The following is an 18,295-nucleotide window of genomic DNA, read 5'->3' as shown; positions in this document are numbered from 1 at the left end:
AAGTTGGAAACAAAAAAACCGCTCCTTAGGTGGAGCGGTTTCTCAAATTACGCTTCTAAAAGAAGCCATTATTTGAATTAGTCAAAGGTATACCCGTTATCCGCTGCTATTCTATCAGCAATTTGAGTTCGTAAGGCTACAACGTTGGGTTGATTTGTATATTTAGTGAAGCGTTTTAAGCCCATCAGCATCATTTTTTGTTCATCACCTTCAGAGAAAGAAACTATAGCTTCTTTTCCTTTTTGACTCACAATATCAGTAGCTCTGTATAAATAAAGCTTAGACATCGCTATTTGAGTGCTCTGGACATCTTCACCGAATCTTTTTACATTTTTCTCTGTTCGTAAAATAGCAGATTCTGCTAAATACACCTGAATCAAAATATCAGAAGCTGCCATTAAAAGTTGTTGATGTTCTTCTAATTGAGGTCCGAATTTTTGAACTGCACTTCCTGCCACCATTAAAAAGACTTTTTTCAAACGTTTTACAAGGTCTTTTTCTTCTGCAAACAACACAGAAAAATCTGGAGTATCAAAAGATGGAATTCCCATTAATTCTTCTCCAACTGCCGTTGCAGGACCCAATAAGTCAACATGACCTTTCATGGCTTTTTTAACTAGCATGCCAACTGCTAACATTCTATTAATTTCATTGGTACCTTCATATATCCGAGAAATACGGGCATCTCTCCATGCAGATTCCATAGGAGTATCAGCACTAAAGCCCATACCACCAAATATTTGAATTCCCTCATCAGTTGTTTGTTGTACATGTTCAGAAACGGCAACTTTCAGAATGGAACATTCAATAGCATACTCTTCAACTCCTTTAAGTTCTGCTTCTTGATGAGTATTGCCAGCTTCTTCTCGCATAGCAATTCTGTCTTCAATATTCTTAGCTGCTCTGTATGAAGCTGATTCATCTACATAAACATTAGTAGTCATGTCAGCTATTTTTGCTTTTATGGCACCAAAATTCATAATAGGCGTCTTGAACTGAATTCGTTCGTTAGCATATTTAGTTGCTTCATTAACAACTCTTCGCTGAGCATCTAAACAGGCTGCAGCCAATTTTATACGACCTACGTTCAAAGCATTCATGGCGATTTTAAATCCATTTCCTTGCTCTGAAAGCATATTCTCAACAGGAACTTTGGTTTCGTTAAAGAATACTTGACGAGTGGAGGAGGAATGAATCCCTAATTTTTTCTCTTCGTCTCCTAAAGTTATCCCATTACTTGGGTCATTTTCAACAATAAAGCCTGTTATGTTTTTATCATCACCTATTCTTGCAAAAACTATAAAAAGATTACAGAAACCGGCATTTGAAATCCACATTTTTTGTCCTGTAATACTATAATGTTTTCCGTCTTCTGAAAGTACCGCTTTTGTTTTTCCAGAGTTAGCATCTGAACCAGCACCAGGTTCTGTTAAACAATAAGCTCCAAACCATTCACCAGTGGCCAACTTTGGCACATATTTTAGTTTTTGTTCTTCGGTACCATAAAGCGTAATAGGCATTGTGCCAATACCAGTATGTGCGCCAAATGCAGTGCTAAAAGAACCAGTTGCGCCAGAAATATAATCACAAACCAACATGGTAGAAACAAACCCCATGCCCATACCTTCGTATTTTTCAGGAACAGCAATACTTAAAAGCCCTAATTCCCCTGCCTCACGCATACATTCTTCTGTATATGCGTAATCTTTACTTTCAAAACGTTCCCAGTGTGACCAAAGTTTTCTATCAACAAATTCTTTAGTGCTTTCACGCATCATATTTTGTTCTTCACTTAAATCTTCCAAAGTGAATATATCTTCACAATCAACCTCTTTTACTAAAAATTGGCCTCCACGTAAAATCTCTTTTTTTAAAGTTTCAGTACTCATAGTAATAGTCGTTATTTCTTTTTCTTAGTTTAAAAATTCAAATATTCCGGCAGCACCTTGTCCCGTACCTACACACATAGTCACCATGCCATGTTTACCTTGCATGTTACGCTTACGCATTTCATCAAACAACTGCACTGATAATTTAGCACCAGTGCAACCAAGTGGATGACCTAAAGCAATTGCCCCACCATTAGGATTAATGATTTCCGGGTTAAGTGTTAGCTCTCGAATTACGGCTAACGATTGCGATGCAAAAGCCTCGTTTAATTCAATTAACTCGATATCTCCTTGTTTTAAACCTGCTTGTTTTAATGCTTTTGGTACTGCAGCCACTGGACCAATTCCCATAATTCTAGGAGGTACTCCAGCTGCGGCATAATTTACTAAACGAGCAACTGGTTCAAGATTCAATTCTTTAACCATTTCTTCGCTCATAACCATGACAAAAGCAGCACCGTCACTTGTTTGAGAAGAGTTACCTGCAGTAACGCTACCATTAGCGGCAAATACTGGTCTTAGTCTTGCTAATGCTTCAATAGATGTTCCGGCTCTTGGCCCTTCATCTTTAGTAACCGTATATTTCTTTGAGGCCTTTTTACCATTTCCATCAACATAAGTTTGTTCCACATCAATTGGAACAATCTGGTCTTGAAAGCGATCTTCAGCTAAAGCTTTTAAAGCTTTAGTATGTGAGTTAAAAGCAAATTCATCTTGGTCCTCTCGCGAAACCTTATATTCTTGAGCTACTGCCTCAGCAGTGTTACCCATGCCCCAGTAATAATCTTCATGACCTGACTTTACAATATCGTAGTTCAATTCAGTTTTAAAACCTGTCATTGGTACGGAACTCATACTTTCAACACCGCCAGCGATTATGCAATCTGCCATGCCAGCTTGAATTTTTGCTGTTGCGATACCAATAGTTTCTAGGCCCGAAGAACAAAATCTGTTAACTGTTACACCTGGTACATCAACAATATCTAACCCCATTAATGAGATTAAACGAGCCATGTTTAGACCTTGAGACCCCTCAGGCATAGCGTTACCAACAATTACATCGTCAATACGTTTTTTATCGAAATCAGGAAGTTGATTTACTAAGTGAGAAATGGTTTCTGCAGCTAATTCATCGGCCCTTTTGAAACGAAATCCACCTCTACCAGACTTACCAACTGCTGTACGATATCCTTTAACTATATATGCTGTTTTCATTTTTTAATTTCTTAGAGGTTTACCAGTTTTTAACATGTGTTGGATACGTTCCAATGTTTTTCGTTCAGTACATAGTGATAAGAAAGCTTCTCTTTCTATGTCTAATAAATACTGTTCAGAAACATAGCTAGGTTCAGATAAATCACCACCAGCCATAACGTAAGCCAGTTTATTTGCAATTTTCTTATCGTGTTCACTGATATACCTGCTTGCCTCCATTGAATCTGTTCCAACTAAGAACATACCTAGAGCCTGTTTACCTAAAACCTTAACATCTTTACGAGTAGGTGGCTGAGTATAACCAGCTTCTGCCATTAGTTTGGCATGAGCTTTGGCTGTTGCAATTTGGCGGTCTTTGTTGACCACTACAATATCTTTACCCTTTTGAAGTATTCCTAAATCATATGCTTCATAAGCAGAAGTTGAGACCTTTGCCATCCCAATTGTTAGAAAATACTCTTGTAAAACATTCAATTCAACATCACCTTTTCTAAAGGAGTCAGATGCTCTTAGTGCAAATTCTTTAGAACCACCTCCACCAGGGATAACACCAACACCAAATTCCACTAAGCCTATATAGGTTTCAGCAGCAGCAACCACTTTATCTGCATGCAGGGAAAGTTCACAACCGCCACCTAATGTCATTCCGTGAGGCGCAGAAACCGTAGGAATAGATGAATAACGCATACGCATCATTGTATCTTGGAACATTTTGATAGCCATGTTAAGCTCGTCATATTCTTGTTCAACGGCCATCATGAAAATCATACCGATATTAGCCCCTACAGAAAAATTAGCAGCTTGGTTACCAATTACTAAACCTTGGTAGTCTTTTTCCGCTAAATCAATTGCCTTATTAAGGCCTGTCAAAACATCTGCTCCAATCGTATTCATTTTAGATTGGAATTCAACATTCAAGATTCCATCTCCTAAATCTTCAATAACAACGCCAGCGTTTTTAAAGACTTCTTTTGATTTGCGTATATTATCTAATATGATGAATGAATCTTGACCTGGTATTTTGACCATTTCCTTTTTAGGAATATCATAAAAATATGTTGCGCCATCTTTTACAGAATAGAATGAAGAAACCCCAGCCTCTTTCATTTCAGCAACCCATTTTGCTGCTTCTTGATTTTCTGAGCCTATAAATTCTAAGCCCTTTTCAAGACCAACGGCATCCCAGATTTGGAAAGGACCATGTTCCCATCCAAAACCAGCTTTCATGGCATCATCTATTTTGTATAAGTCATCTGTTATTTCAGGAATTCGATGAGAAACGTAGGCAAATAACTGACCAAAACTTTTTCTATAGAACGCTCCTGCTTTGTCTTTACCACCTGTTAAAACTGTGAAACGGTCAACAACTTTGTCTATAGTTTTTGTCAATTCAAGCGTAGCAAATTTTGCACTTTTTTTAGAACGATAGTCCATCGTATCTAAATCAAGCGTTAAAATTTCGGTTTTACCTTTGGCATCTTTAGATTTTTTATAAAAACCCTGACCGGTTTTACTTCCTAACCATTTGTTTTCCATCATGGTCGAAATAAAATCTGGTAAAGCGAACAATGCATGTCTTTCGTCTTCCTTGCAATTATCAGCAATTCCGTTTGCTACATGTACCAATGTATCCAAACCAACTACATCAACAGTTCTAAATGTTGCGGACTTCGGACGACCAATGACGGGTCCCGTAAGCTTATCTACCTCTTCAACAGTCATTCCCATTTCCTTTACAGCATGAAAAAGACTTTGGATACTAAAAATCCCTATTCTATTTCCAATAAAGGCCGGAGTGTCTTTGGCAATAACAGAGGTTTTACCTAGATATTGCTCACCATAACCATTCAAAAATTCTAAAACTCCGGTATCCGTTTTTGGACCAGGTATAATTTCAAAAAGTTTTAGATAACGGGCAGGATTAAAAAAATGAGTCCCACAAAAATGTTTCTGAAAATCGTCACTACGACCTTCGCTCATGAATTTAATTGGTATACCAGAGGTGTTTGATGTAATTAATGTTCCTGGAGTTCTATGTTTTTCGATACTTTCAAAAACTATTTTTTTGATATCTAATCGTTCGACAACCACTTCAATAATCCAATCTACCTTGCTGATTTTAGAAATATCATCTTCTAGATTACCAGTTGAAATTCTACCTGCAAATTTTTGGTGGTAAATAGGAGAAGGCTTTGATTTTAAAGCGGCTTTTAAAGAATCATTGACCAATCGATTACGAACTACTTTGTCTTTTAAGGTTAGTCCTTTTGCTTTTTCTTTATCGTTCAATTCTCTTGGAACAATATCAAGCAATAAAACTTCGACCCCAATATTGGCAAAGTGACATGCTATACCACTTCCCATGATACCTGAACCTATTACGGCAACTTTATTGATATGTCGCTTCATGAATATGCTTTGGATTAATTAGTTGTTGTTTTTCTATAAATGTTTTTATCTAAAATGAGTTTGTTTATGACACCAATTGTTTTGAAAAAACCGGCTAAATCATTCTCATCAATATCTTGTTTTACAGCGTCGTTGAATCTTAAAACCACTTCTTTAGAATCTTTTCTTTTACTCAAGCCTAGTTCAGTCAAGTGAATCAATACACCTCTACCATCATTAGGGTTAGGCTTACGAATTATATATCCTTTTTCTTCAATATTTTTTAGAATTCTTGAAAGACTAGTAGATTCCATTCCCATTTTTGGACCAAGAGCGGTACTAGGAGTACCTTTCTTCGGGTCAATACTTAATAATGTAAAGCCTAATGCCATGGTAAGTCCATAGTTTTTAGCTTCTTCATTGTACATTTTAATTACTGATTGCCATGTGGCTCGCAAGGCATAATCAATGGTCAAATCCTTCATAGAACAAAAATTCGACTGTAAATATAGTGAAAATTTATTATGCATGCATAATAAATTTGATGTCGAATTCTAAGAAATGAACCTTTTAATTATGATTTTTCCGTCTTCCGTTTTTTTAGTTCCCCACCAATTATTGAAGAGAAAACAGAAGGGAGAATAGCTAGTGGCCCAAACACGGTTGGAACTAAAAATATAAGACTTGAGTCTTTTTTCTGGCTTATTTGATAAAGTGCGACACCTAACGCAATACACATGATAATTAAAAATACCACAGCACTTACTAAAAGTGTTTTCTGATATTTCTTGAGTTGTTCTATTGTGTATTTTTCAAAAGCCATTAGTGTCCGTATATATCATTATATAATGCAATATATTTTTCTTTTACGATTTTTCTTCGGAGTTTCATAGTTGGTGTTAAATGCCCATCATCAATACTCCAAACATCGGGTGTTAATCTAAATTGCTTAACCTTTTCCCATTTTGCGAAGTCTTCGTTAGCAGCATCAACTTCTTCTTGAATTCTCGCAATAATTTTATCATTAAGAACAATATCGGAATTTTCACCTACCGATATTTTATTTCTTTCTGCCCAAGCATACAGAAATTCAAAATTTGGTTGAATCAATGCCGCTGGCATTTTTTCACCTTCGCCAACCACCATAATCTGATCCACAAATCGAGACTGTTTAAAACGATTTTCTAATAATTGAGGTGCAACATATTTACCTCCCGAGGTTTTAAACATTTCTTTTTTCCTGTCTGTGATTTTCAGAAAACCATCAGCATCTATTTCACCAATATCACCGGTATGAAAATACCCATTTTTAAGTACTTCTTCCGTCTTTTTCTGGTCCTTGTAATAACCCATCATTACATTAGGTCCTTTACATAGTATTTCTCCATCATCAGCAATTTTTACTTCAACATCGTTAATAATACGCCCCACGGAACCAATTTTCCAACCCATACCATCTTCTTGATTTACTGAAATTACGGGAGATGTTTCTGTCAAGCCATAGCCTTCCATTACAGGTATTCCAGCAGCACCAAAAACACGACTTAGTCTAGGTTGTAGTGCTGCACTTCCAGAAACCATTGTGTTTAGGTTTCCTCCAAGACCTTCTTGCCATTTGCTGAAAATTAATTTCCTAGCAAGACCTAATTGTTTTTCGTACCACCAACCATTTGCACCATATGGCTCATATTTTAATCCTAATTCGACCGCCCAGAAGAATAGTTTTTTCTTAATCCCATCAAGCGCTGTTCCTTTAGCAATGATGGAATCATATACCTTTTCTAATAGTCTTGGAACCACTGTCATAGTTTCGGGTTTAACCTCTTTAAGGTTATCGCTAATTTTATCTAAACCTTCGGCAAAATAAATTTGAATTCCACAGTATTGGTATAGATATAAAATCATTCGTTCAAATATGTGACATACCGGCAAAAAACTTAGTGCCTTGGCCCCCGCTTCAAAAGGTACTCGTAATTTACTTGCGATTACGTTCGATACGATATTATTATGAGATAACATTACACCTTTTGGTCTACCGGTTGTTCCTGAGGTATAAATTAAGGTAGCTAAATCTTCAGGTTGCACAGCAGCCATTCGTTTTTCAACCTCATCTTGGTTGCTATCATCTTTTCCTTTTTCTAAGACTTTAGACCAATGCTCGCAATTAGCTAATTCATCAAAAGAAAAAACATCTTTTAATTTTTTTAGCTTTCCACTAATTGCAAGGACTTTATCCAAGACCTCTTGACAAGAAACAAAGCAGTATTTAGCTTCAGAATGATTTAATACATATTCGTAATCATCTTCTGATATCGTTGGATATATAGGTACATTTTGAGCTCCTACTTGTAAAATTCCAATATCGCAAATATTCCACTCCGTTCTATTGGTCATGGATATAATGGCAACTTTATCATTTGGTTTTACGCCAAGTTTTAGCAAACCTCGACTTACGGCATTTGCTTGATTAATATATTCTTCAGTTGAAGTACTTATCCATTTACCATCTTTTTTACTGGTCAAAGCTTTTTGTTGGTTAAAATGTTCCTTTTGATAATAAGGAAAATCAAAGAGTCTAGTTACTGTTTGCATACTAAGTTTCTATTAAGAAATTGCAAAATAGGGAAAGGAAGCGGTAATTTAAAATGGCTTTTCTAAAAAAAAGACTAATTATTTGATAATCTAGCAACATAGCAGTTCTAATTTATTTCTGATACCTTTAAAAAATCACAAAATTAAAGTCCATTCGATGCGAAAACTAAAAAGAACAATCACCTTAGTTCTAATCTTAATCATACCTTATGTACTCTATATTTTCATATCAACTGGTTTTTTTAGAACAATAGAAAATACAACCAATTTTGAAGTATATAAGACCATAAACATTCCCGGTGTAGAAGATATCACCATTGATGAGGGAAAAGATTTTGGCATATTTATTTCTTATGACCGAGCTGGTGAACGTGAGGGGCAAGCCAAAAAAGGGGGTATATATGGTATGTATTTTTCAAAGGATACTATTAGGGTCCAATCTTTGACGGAAACTCATAAGCGGGAGTTGGCGCCGCATGGTATTAGTTTGATAGAAATTGATAGTACTAAACACCGATTATTTGTTATTAATCATGCCAAAGGAGAAAGTATTGAAGTCTATGATTTATTCCATAAAGACAGTCTGGTTCATGTGAATACCCTGCGTAATGAACTCATTTATTCTCCAAATGATATTGTTGCTATCTCTGAGGATAAATTCTACGTAACCAATGACCATTATTATAGCAATACTATTGGTCGTTTGGCCGAAAACTACCTAGAGATTAGTAATTGTGAAACGGTTTACTTTGATGGTATAGATTACCGTGTTGTGGACAATGATTTGTCTTATGCAAATGGTATCAATTTTGATTATTACAGAAACTTAATGTTTATAGCCTCACCTAGAAGTTTTAAAATCAACGTATATAATCGACAGGAAAATGGAGATTTAAATTATATTGAATCTATTGATTGTGGAACAGGGGTTGATAATATTGAATTTGATAAGGAAGGTAATCTTTTGGTAGGATGCCATCCAAACTTGTTAGCATTTAGCTCATATGCTAAAGGTAATCGTGAATTTTCCCCTTCAGAAATTATTAAGATTAATTATCGAGATAAAGGAGATTATACGGTAAACTCAATTTATGTTAATGATGGTAAAGAAATGTCAGCTTCAACTGTAGCGCCTATTTATGGTGATTTAATGGTATTAGGTAATGTAATGGATAAGCACTTTTTGGTTCTTAAACAAAAAAATTCACATTAATCTTAAAGGTGTAATTTCATTCCTTCATGAGAAGCTATAAATCCAAGTTTTTCATAAAAGACTAATGCCTCTGGTCGCTTTTTGTCCGTTGTTAATTGTACCACGTGAGCTGCTTTGTCTTTGGCTTTAGAAATGGCCCATTTAAATAATTTTTGTCCTATTCCTTTGCCTCGATAATCTTCATGAACCCGAACTGCTTCAATTTGTGCCCTTATACCACCTTGATATGTCAGGTATTGAATAAATGATAATTGTAATGTTCCAATTACTTTATTATTATCTTCAATTACCATTAATTCTTGATTAGGGTCATTTGTAATATTTTGAAATGCTTCATAATACCTGTCAGGTAAGGGGTTTTGATAATTTTCACGAAGCTTACCCAACTTATCATTTGCAATCATTTGGACTATTGCAGAAACATCAGATTTAATGGCATTGCGGATAGTCATTCCTTAAGAAATTCTTGATTTTATAAATTTAAATTGACCGTTGTGATTGGATTCATGCTCGCAAACATGAAACCATTTACAGTAGTTATTAGTGGGTCCCCAAGGAAAATTTTTATCAACGGACATTAACCATTCGTCATCTCTATTCTTAAATTCTGCAAGCGTATATTCCCGAACCTTGGACATTTCTTCAAGGTAATAGTCAAAGGGTTTTCCTTTAATCTCTTTGCGGGCTTGAGCCCCCAGACCAGAGGCTACTGACCATTTTTCTGAATCTTCTTTAGACCAATCTCCCCATGTCTTGTTCTCAAAAGTATGTATTTGATAAAAACGTTCAGTGGCAGCTAAATGCATAAGCATTGCTCCAATACTATTAGCATCATCATCGACCAAGTAATCAAGATCAGAAGCACTCATACCACGCACTGGTGAAAGAATAACCATACGCATCCAATTCATCATAGAGACCAAAGTTCCTATTTGCGGTGTATAACCTTCTTTTGGCCCTACTATATTAACATCACTATCTTGACTGTAACTACTTAAAGGTTGAAGGTGTGGAGCTGCTATGACACTAGTACTAGCCAGGGCTCCAAGAGTAAATAGTGATGATTTTTTAAGGAAATTTCTTCTATCTGCGGTAAATAGTTGTTCTTTCATGGTCTTTGATTAAAGTTTGACCATTAATTTACGAATTCTTTACCACCCATTCTCTAGCATTAACAAAAGCTTGTATCCAAGGAGAAACTTTATCTTTTTGGCGGTTTTTTGGATAATGTGCCCAATTCCAAGGAAAAATAGAACGCTCCATATGTGGCATAGTTACTAAATGCCTTCCTGTTTTATCACAAAGCATCGCCGTATTAAAATCACTACCATTCGGATTTGCAGGGTAGCCTTCGTAACCATATTTAGCTACAATATCGTAGTTGTCTTCAGATAAGGGCAAACTAAATTTACCCTCACCATGTGATATCCATACCCCTAAAGTGGTACCTTCTAATGAAGACAACATCACTGAGTTGTTTTGCTGAACTTTTACAGAAGTAAAATTACTTTCGTGTTTGCCAGAATCATTATAGGTCATCTTGCCGTGAATTTCATGCTCAGGATTGATTAAATCTAGTTCCATAAACAATTGACAACCGTTACAAATACCAACGGATAAGGTATCAGGTCTAGCAAAGAAATTATTGATTACTTTGTTGGCACGTTCGTTATATTTTATGGCACCAGCCCAACCTTTGGCGCTGCCAAGTACATCGGAATTAGAAAACCCACCTACGGCCCCTAAAAACTGAATATCTTCTAAAGTTTCACGACCAGAGATTAAATCGGTCATATGCACATCCTTTACATCAAAACCAGCTAAATACATCGCATTGGCCATCTCACGTTCGGAGTTACTTCCTTTTTCACGAAGAATAGCTGCTTTTGGCTTCTTTACTCCGTTGGATATCACGGGAATCAACCCATTAAAAGCACTTGGAAAACTATAACTCAATTCTTGAGTTTTGTAATTTTCAAAACGATCATTTGCCAAGCCGTTTGACGTTTGTTTATTGTCTAATAAATAAGAGGTTTTAAACCATGAATCTCTCAGTGATGAGATATTTAGTCCTATGTCAACCCCATGATTCTTAATTTGTAATTCGTTGTTTTGTGTTACGTTACCTAGCGTGTAAAAATCTAATCCAGCTTTGCTCATCAAAGCTTCGATACCATTATCCTTGGATTGAATGACTACGCCGATATTTTCAGCAAAAAGGGCTTTAATACTATCTTTTTCACCTAAGCCAGTTAAATCGAGTGCTACGCCTAGATTGTTATCTGCAAAACATAACTCTAATAACGTAGTGATTAAACCCCCAGAGCCAATATCATGTCCAGCAATAATATGTCCTTTTCTAATTAGTTGCTGTAATGTATTAAAAGCCGTTTTGAAGTACGCGGCATTCTTTATACTTGGTGCTTCACTCCCAATACAATTTAAAATTTGTCCAAATGAAGAACCGCCGAGTTTAAAATCATCTTGAGATAAGTTAACATAGTAAATAGAACCTCCTTCTTTTTGTAGTACTGGTTCAACCACTTTAGTAAGGTCGTTACAATTTGCAGCAGCAGAAATTACAACAGTACCAGGAGCAATAACTTCTTGGTCTTTGTATTTCTGTTTCATTGATAATGAATCTTTTCCAGTAGGTACATTAATACCCAAAGCAATAGAAAAATCAGAAATAGCTTCTACAGCCTTATATAAGCGTGCATCTTCACCTTCGTTTTTACAAGGCCACATCCAATTGGCGGAAAGTGAAACCGATTGTAAACCATCTTTTAATGGCGCCCAAACCAAATTAGTTAGTGCTTCACCAATACTATTTCTACTACCAGCAACAGGATCTACCAAACCAGAAACTGGGGAGTGCCCAATACTTGTAGCTATCCCTTCTTTACCTTTGTAATCTAGTGCCATGACGCCAACATTATTCAAAGGTAGTTGCAGCGGACCAACGCATTGTTGTTTAGCAACCTTACCACCTACACAGCGGTCAACTTTATTGGTAAGCCAATCTTTACAAGCTACTGCTTCCAATTGCAATACCTTTTCTAAATATTCATGGAAGTTTTCTAAAGAATATTGAGCATCTTTAAATTCGAAATTGATAGTCGAATCTTTCATGATAGTTTTTGGTGAACTTCCAAACATATCAGAAAGGGCTAAATCCATAGGTTTATCCCCTTTTGTGGCAGACTCAAATGTAAAGCGATGTTCACCAGTAACATCACCTACCTCGTACATAGGGGACCGTTCTCTTTCAGCAATAAGTTGAAGCAAAGCAGCATCTTCTTTGCCGATAACCAAGCCCATTCGTTCTTGACTTTCATTACCAATAATTTCTTTAGCCGAAAGGGTAGGGTCTCCTACTGGTAGTTTATCCAAATCTATATGACCACCTGTATCTTCTACTAATTCTGATAGGCAATTTAAATGTCCACCAGCGCCATGATCATGAATAGAAACGATAGGATTATCATGGCTTTCTACCATCCCACGGATGGCATTTGCCGCTCGTTTTTGCATTTCAGGATTAGAACGTTGCACAGCATTTAATTCAATTGCTGATTCAAATTCACCAGTGTCAGCACTAGATACTGCTGCACCTCCCATACCAATTCTATAATTATCGCCACCAAGAATTACAATTTTATCATCCTTTTTAGGGGTATCTTTTAAAGCTTGTTCAGCTTTGCCATAACCGATGCCTCCAGCCTGCATGATTACTTTGTCGTAACCTAATCGTTTATTGCCTTCTTTATGCTCAAAAGTGAGCACTGAACCAACAATTAATGGTTGTCCAAATTTGTTTCCAAAGTCCGATGCTCCGTTAGAGGCTTTTATTAAAATGTCCATAGGAGTTTGGTAGAGCCATGGGCGAGCAGGAAAGGCATGCTCCCATTCCCTTGAATTTTCTTCAAGTCTAGAATATGCTGTCATATAAACAGCTGTTCCAGCCAAAGGCAAAGAACCTTTACCACCTGCTAATCTATCTCTAATTTCTCCCCCAGAACCCGTTGCAGCCCCATTAAAAGGTTCAACTGTGGTCGGAAAATTATGAGTTTCTGCTTTTAATGAAAGCACTGAATCGAATTCCTCTTCCTCATAAAAGTCTGGTTTATCAGCAGTTTTTGGTGCAAATTGAACCACTTTTGGTCCTTTTACAAAAGCAACATTGTCTTTGTAGGCAGAAACAATGTCGTTTGGATATTCCGCTGAGGTTTTCTTAATCAATTTAAAAAGTGAACTTGGCATCTCTTGGCCATCAATAACAAAGGTGCCATTAAAGATTTTGTGGCGACAGTGTTCTGAGTTAACTTGGCTAAAACCAAATACTTCAGAATCCGTGAGTTTTCTCCCGATATTTTCAGCTAATTTTTCTAAATAAGAAACTTCATCATCACTTAATGCCAGACCTTCATGTTTATTATAAGCGGCAATATCTTCTATTGTTAAAATAGGTTCTGGAGTTACCTCAATGGTATAAATATCTTGTCCTAGTTCGCTATATTTTTGAAATAACATGGGGTCAAAATCAGCACTATCTGCTGCAATTGCTTTGAATTCTTCAATTCTAAGAATTCCTTCAATACCCATGTTCTGTGTAATTTCAGTAGCGTTGGTGCTCCAAGGTGTTACCATTGCAGCGCGCGGGCCAACAAAAAAGGCGTCAAGAGACGCCATGTTTATTTTGGGTTGTTCACCGAATAACCAGGTTAGTTTTTTTTCGTTTTCAGCTGTAATTTCTTGAGTAGTTTGGACCGCAAAAATTTTAGTTGCTAGGTCTCCAAAGAAATGAATCATATCGTTGCTTTCTTTTGCAGAATGGAAAGTGCAAATTTACAAATTTTCAATGCCTTTTTTAGTTTAAATCTATACAGTTTTTAACTAGTATTGTTGATAGTTTTCTATCCCTAATTTTCCTTTTAAAATTATCATTACATAAAACAGCCGATTTTATTTGGAAATGAGTTTGTTTAAATATGGATTCGCCAATTATGATGCATCGGAATTAAAAATCTAGTAAATATTTAAAAGTCAATTGAGTAACTGAAATTAAGTTGTTATCTTAAGCCAGCTAATATAAAGACCAACCTTCATGAGAACTTTTAAAACACTATTTTTTTTAATAGCAGTGAGTTTTGCAACTACTATTGCTGCTCAAAAAACTTATTCTAAAAAACAGATTGCCAAATTAAAATCTGAAGTGGCATCATTAGTTGAAGCAGAAAAAAAACAAGCACAGGTAATGGTCGATAAGATTTTTAGCTTTGCTGAACTTGGCTTTCAAGAGGTAGAAAGTTCTAAATATCTTACTGGAATTTTAGAATCAAATGGTTTCAAAATAGAAAATTCCATTTCTGGAATTCCAACAGCTTGGTTTGCAGAATGGAGCAACGGTGATGGTCCAACAATTGCAATTGGTAGTGATGTTGATTGTATACCCAAAGCATCTCAATATCCTGGAGTAGCTTATCATAAGCCCATGGTTGAAGGTGCACCTGGTCATGGCGAAGGTCATAATTCGGGAATCCCTTTAAATATTTCTGCAGTTCTTGCCACCAAAAAAATTATGGAACGTGAAAATATAGGTGGAACTCTTATTGTTTGGCCTGGTATTGCTGAAGAATTGGTTGCTGCTAAAGCTTGGTATGTTCGTGATGGTCTTTTTGACGATATAGATATGTGCATTTTTACTCATGTTAGCAGTAATCTAAGCGTAAGTTATGGGCCCGCTCGTGGAACTGGATTAATTTCTGTAGAATATTCTTTTGAAGGGGAGGCTGCGCACTCTGCAGGATCACCTTGGAGAGGACGAAGTGCTTTAGACGCTGCAGAACTTATGAATATTGGTTGGAACTACAAAAGGGAACATTTACATCCTTTAAGACGTTCTCACTCTATTTTTACAGATTCTGGTGATCAGCCCAATGTTGTTCCTTCAAAGGCATCAATCTGGTTTTATTTTAGAGATATTGAGTATGAAGGAATTATGGATATGTATGCTACTGCTAATGATATGGCTAAAGGTGCAGCTTTAATGACAGGGACAACTATGACTTCAAGAGTATTAGGTGCTGCTTGGCCACGTCACTTTAATAAAGTGATTGCTGAAACCATGTATGAGAACATCAAGACGGTCGGCTTACCTATGTGGTCTGAAGCAGACCAGACATTAGCCAAAGCAGTTCAAACAGAAGTAAATTCTAAAAAGATAGAAGGATTAGCAACCAAATTAAGCCCTATTGGTTTACCAGTGGTTAACCCAATAAGTGGAGGATCTGACGATATTGGTGATATTTCATGGAAAATACCTACAGTAACAATGCGTTTTCCGTCAAACATTCCTGGTTTACAGGGGCATCATTGGAGTAATGCTATAACAATGGCAACGCCTATTGCTCATAAAGGTGTTGTTGCAGGTGCCAAGGCTGAAGCAATGACAATCATAGATTTTTTAACAAAACCAAAATTGTTAGCTGAGGCCTGGGATTATTTCAAAAATGAACAAACGAAGGAAACAAAGTTTGAGCCTATGATCTCTGCGGATGATATGCCGCCAATCTATTTGAATAAAGATAAGCAAGATGAATTTCGCTCTGAATTAGAGAAATTCTATTATGATGAAACTAAATTCGATACGTATTTAGAGCAATTAGGTGTTGAATATCCGACGATTAAAAAGGATTAACTCTTAACCATTAGAGCCATATAAAATCCATCAAAACCATGTTCTGAGGCATAAATATTTTGGTCTTTTTCCAATTTAAAATTTTCCCCTTCTTCAGACGCTAAAAATGAGTTTACTTGATTGACATTCTCATCTGGTAATACAGAACAGGTGGCATATACCATTTTACCACCTGGCTTTACCATCTTGGAATATTTACGCAGAATATAGTTTTGAACGCCCATAATTTTATCTAAAAATTCAGGTTGTAACTTCCATTTTGAATCCGGGTTGCGACGTAAAACTCCTAAACCAGAACAAGGGGCATCTAATAACAACCTATCGGCTGAATTATGTAATTTTTTAATAACCTTTGTAGATTCTATAGCTCTACCTTCAACATTATGTACACCATTACGTCGAGTTCTAACCTTTAATTTTTTAAGTTTACTTTCATAAATATCCATGGCAATAAGCTGTCCTTTATTTTCCATTAAAGAGGCTAGGTGAAGTGTTTTACCACCTGCACCAGCACAGGCATCAATTACACGTTGACCAGGAGCTACTTCTAAGTAAGGGGCTACCAATTGTGATGAAGCATCTTGTACTTCAAACCAACCATTTTTAAAAGCCTGTGTAACAAACACATTTTTACGAACTACAAGCTTTAAAGCATCTTTAACTCCTGAAATTGTTTCTGTTTCAATTTCCTCTGCTTTAAGTGCTTGACGTAGTTTTTCTTTGGTAGTTTTAAGCGTATTTGTTCTTAAAATTACTTCTGCTTGAGCATTAAGGGCAGCTATTTCTTTAGTCCATAGTTTATCACCTAAAGCTTTTTCTCCTAAATCATCAATCCAATCGGGAATAGATTCACGGTATTTTCTAATTTTAGAAAGTTCATCAAAACGCCCTTTAATACGTCTTTCCGGTGTTTCTTCTAATTGTTTCCAATCAGGTAATTGTATTCCTTTTAAAACGCACCAGACGGCAAAAAGACGGAATAAATTTTGTCTAGAATATGGGGAGTTTACTTCAGCTATTTCGGCATAAAGTCTTTTCCACCTTACGATATCATAGGTGGTTTCAGCAATAAAACCTCTATCACGTGCCCCCCAACGTTTATCATATCGTAATACTTTTTCAATTACTTTATCGGCATATTCGTTTTCATTAAATATCATGCCAAGGGCATCAATAACAGCAAAGACCAAATTTCTATGTAAACGCATGGTTTTTAAATAAGGCTGCAAAGGTAGGGTTTGTTCCTTATTTTTGATACTATGAAGAAATACTTATTATTCAGTGTCATCGGCTTTATTGTTTTGAGTTGTCAAGATCCGCAAGAATCGCATAATTATAGCACCGTAAAGTTGGAGTCAGTGTTTCAGGATTCAGTTAGTATTCGAGCTATCGAGTTTTTAGATCAACAAACTTTGGCTTTTGCTGGTAGTAAGGGAATGTACGGTACCGTTGATGTCACTTCTGGTAAAGTAAGGACTAATGTTATGCAATACGATACTATTGTTCCTCAATTTAGGGCTGTAGCGCATACGACAACGGACTTTTTTATGCTTTCTATTCAAAGTCCAGCATTGTTGTATAAAACAGGTGATAATGGAAAAATGGAATTGGTTTACAAAGAAGAAGGCGAGGGTGTATTTTACGATGCAATGAAATTTTGGAATGATAAAGAGGGTATTGCTGTTGGTGATACTTTTGAAGGATGCTTATCAATTATAATTACGAGAGACGGAGGTTATACCTGGCAAAAAATTTCTTGTTATGAATTACCTAATGAGATTGATAAAGAAGGAGCTTTTGCCGCTAGTAATACAAATATTGAATTAATCGGGAATAAGGTTTGGATTGCTACGACCTCAGGTCGTGTCTTTTATTCTGATGATAAAGGACATTCATGGATTTCTCTAGAAACTCCATTTATTAAGGAAAAAGAAACTCAAGGAATGTATTCGATAGATTTTTATAATGAAAACCTTGGTTTTGCGATTGGTGGGGATTTTACGGCGCCTAACGCCAATGAAGCGAATAAGATATTAACTGAAGATGGTGGAAAAACGTGGCAATTGATTGCTAATGGAATGGCACCTGGGTATAAAAGTTGTGTACAATACATACCAAATGCAGGAGGTAACGATTTATTGGCCGTTGGATTTACAGGAATTGATTATTCAAATGATGGTGGTTCTTCTTGGAAGACCTTGAGTGAAGAGGGATTTTATACAATCCGGTTTTTAAATGATAGTGTTGCTTATGCGGCTGGTAGAAATAGAATTTCGAAACTTACTTTTAAATGAGAAT

Annotated in this window: 13 protein-coding genes; 3 read left to right on the top strand and 10 right to left on the bottom strand. The window is 36.2% G+C overall.

The genetic code is table 11. The features are described 5' to 3' along the window. Positions 1-77: 77 nt before the first annotated feature. The 6 genes from RM542_RS09605 to RM542_RS09580 all read right to left on the bottom strand — a co-directional run bounded on the left by RM542_RS09605 (position 78) and on the right by RM542_RS09580 (position 8,084). Entirely contained in the window at positions 78-1,889 is a 1,812-nt protein-coding gene (locus RM542_RS09605; protein WP_311385530.1) for an acyl-CoA dehydrogenase family protein, read from the bottom strand. 24 nt (positions 1,890-1,913) lie between these two features. Next, a complete protein-coding gene (locus RM542_RS09600) occupies positions 1,914-3,104 on the bottom strand; it encodes an acetyl-CoA C-acyltransferase (RefSeq protein ID WP_311385529.1) in 1,191 nt (396 codons plus the stop codon). Between the two features lie 3 nt (positions 3,105-3,107). Then, positions 3,108-5,513, bottom strand: a complete 2,406-nt coding sequence (locus RM542_RS09595; protein WP_311385528.1) for a 3-hydroxyacyl-CoA dehydrogenase/enoyl-CoA hydratase family protein — start codon at positions 5,511-5,513, stop codon at positions 3,108-3,110. A 14-nt stretch (positions 5,514-5,527) separates the two neighbouring features. Next, the gene (locus tag RM542_RS09590) at positions 5,528-5,977 is read right to left on the bottom strand and encodes a MarR family transcriptional regulator (RefSeq protein ID WP_311385527.1); all 450 of its coding nucleotides are present in this window, start codon (positions 5,975-5,977) and stop codon (positions 5,528-5,530) included. Positions 5,978-6,066: 89 nt separating this feature from the next. After that, positions 6,067-6,315, bottom strand: a complete 249-nt coding sequence (locus tag RM542_RS09585; RefSeq protein ID WP_311385526.1) for a hypothetical protein — start codon at positions 6,313-6,315, stop codon at positions 6,067-6,069. Then, on the bottom strand, positions 6,315-8,084 hold the full coding sequence (locus RM542_RS09580; protein WP_311385525.1) for a long-chain fatty acid--CoA ligase: 1,770 nt from the start codon (positions 8,082-8,084) through the stop codon (positions 6,315-6,317). The genes RM542_RS09585 and RM542_RS09580 overlap by 1 nt, the downstream gene beginning before the upstream one ends. A 157-nt stretch (positions 8,085-8,241) precedes the next feature. Between RM542_RS09580 and RM542_RS09575 the strand changes: the two genes are divergently transcribed. Further along, positions 8,242-9,297 carry a hypothetical protein gene (locus tag RM542_RS09575; RefSeq protein ID WP_311385524.1) on the top strand — a complete coding sequence of 352 codons (1,056 nt, stop codon included), beginning with the start codon at positions 8,242-8,244 and terminating at the stop codon, positions 9,295-9,297. 2 nt (positions 9,298-9,299) lie between these two features. Here RM542_RS09575 and RM542_RS09570 read toward each other — a convergent pair whose 3' ends face one another. Genes RM542_RS09570 through purL form a run of 3 tightly spaced genes read right to left on the bottom strand, consistent with a single transcriptional unit; the run spans position 9,300 to position 14,109 of the window. Continuing rightward, on the bottom strand, positions 9,300-9,749 hold the full coding sequence (locus tag RM542_RS09570; protein ID WP_311385523.1) for a GNAT family N-acetyltransferase: 450 nt from the start codon (positions 9,747-9,749) through the stop codon (positions 9,300-9,302). Positions 9,750-9,752: 3 nt separating this feature from the next. Next, positions 9,753-10,409, bottom strand: a complete 657-nt coding sequence (locus RM542_RS09565) for a DinB family protein (protein WP_311385522.1) — start codon at positions 10,407-10,409, stop codon at positions 9,753-9,755. A gap of 28 nt (positions 10,410-10,437) precedes the next feature. Further along, complete coding sequence (purL, locus tag RM542_RS09560; RefSeq protein ID WP_311385521.1) at positions 10,438-14,109, bottom strand: phosphoribosylformylglycinamidine synthase; 3,672 nt, start codon at positions 14,107-14,109, stop codon at positions 10,438-10,440. 295 nt (positions 14,110-14,404) lie between these two features. Here purL and RM542_RS09555 point away from each other — a divergent pair, with 295 nt between their 5' ends. Beyond that, positions 14,405-15,997: an amidohydrolase gene (locus tag RM542_RS09555; RefSeq protein ID WP_311385520.1), complete on the top strand. Its 1,593-nt coding sequence runs from the start codon at positions 14,405-14,407 to the stop codon at positions 15,995-15,997. Here RM542_RS09555 and RM542_RS09550 read toward each other — a convergent pair. Then, positions 15,994-17,205, bottom strand: coding sequence for a methyltransferase domain-containing protein (locus tag RM542_RS09550; protein ID WP_311385519.1), 1,212 nt, complete (start codon positions 17,203-17,205; stop codon positions 15,994-15,996). The two genes, RM542_RS09555 and RM542_RS09550, sit on opposite strands and share 4 nt — an antisense overlap. 51 nt (positions 17,206-17,256) lie before the next feature. Between RM542_RS09550 and RM542_RS09545 the strand changes: the two genes are divergently transcribed. Beyond that, positions 17,257-18,291, top strand: a complete 1,035-nt coding sequence (locus RM542_RS09545) for a VPS10 domain-containing protein (RefSeq protein WP_311385518.1) — start codon at positions 17,257-17,259, stop codon at positions 18,289-18,291. Positions 18,292-18,295: the final 4 nt, after the last annotated feature.

The organism is Croceitalea sp. P059, assembly GCF_031846365.1.
Lineage (GTDB): Bacteria > Bacteroidota > Bacteroidia > Flavobacteriales > Flavobacteriaceae > Croceitalea > Croceitalea vernalis.
The sequence above is the reverse complement of the archived record's forward strand: the minus strand, read 5'-3'. Positions and strand labels throughout refer to the sequence as shown.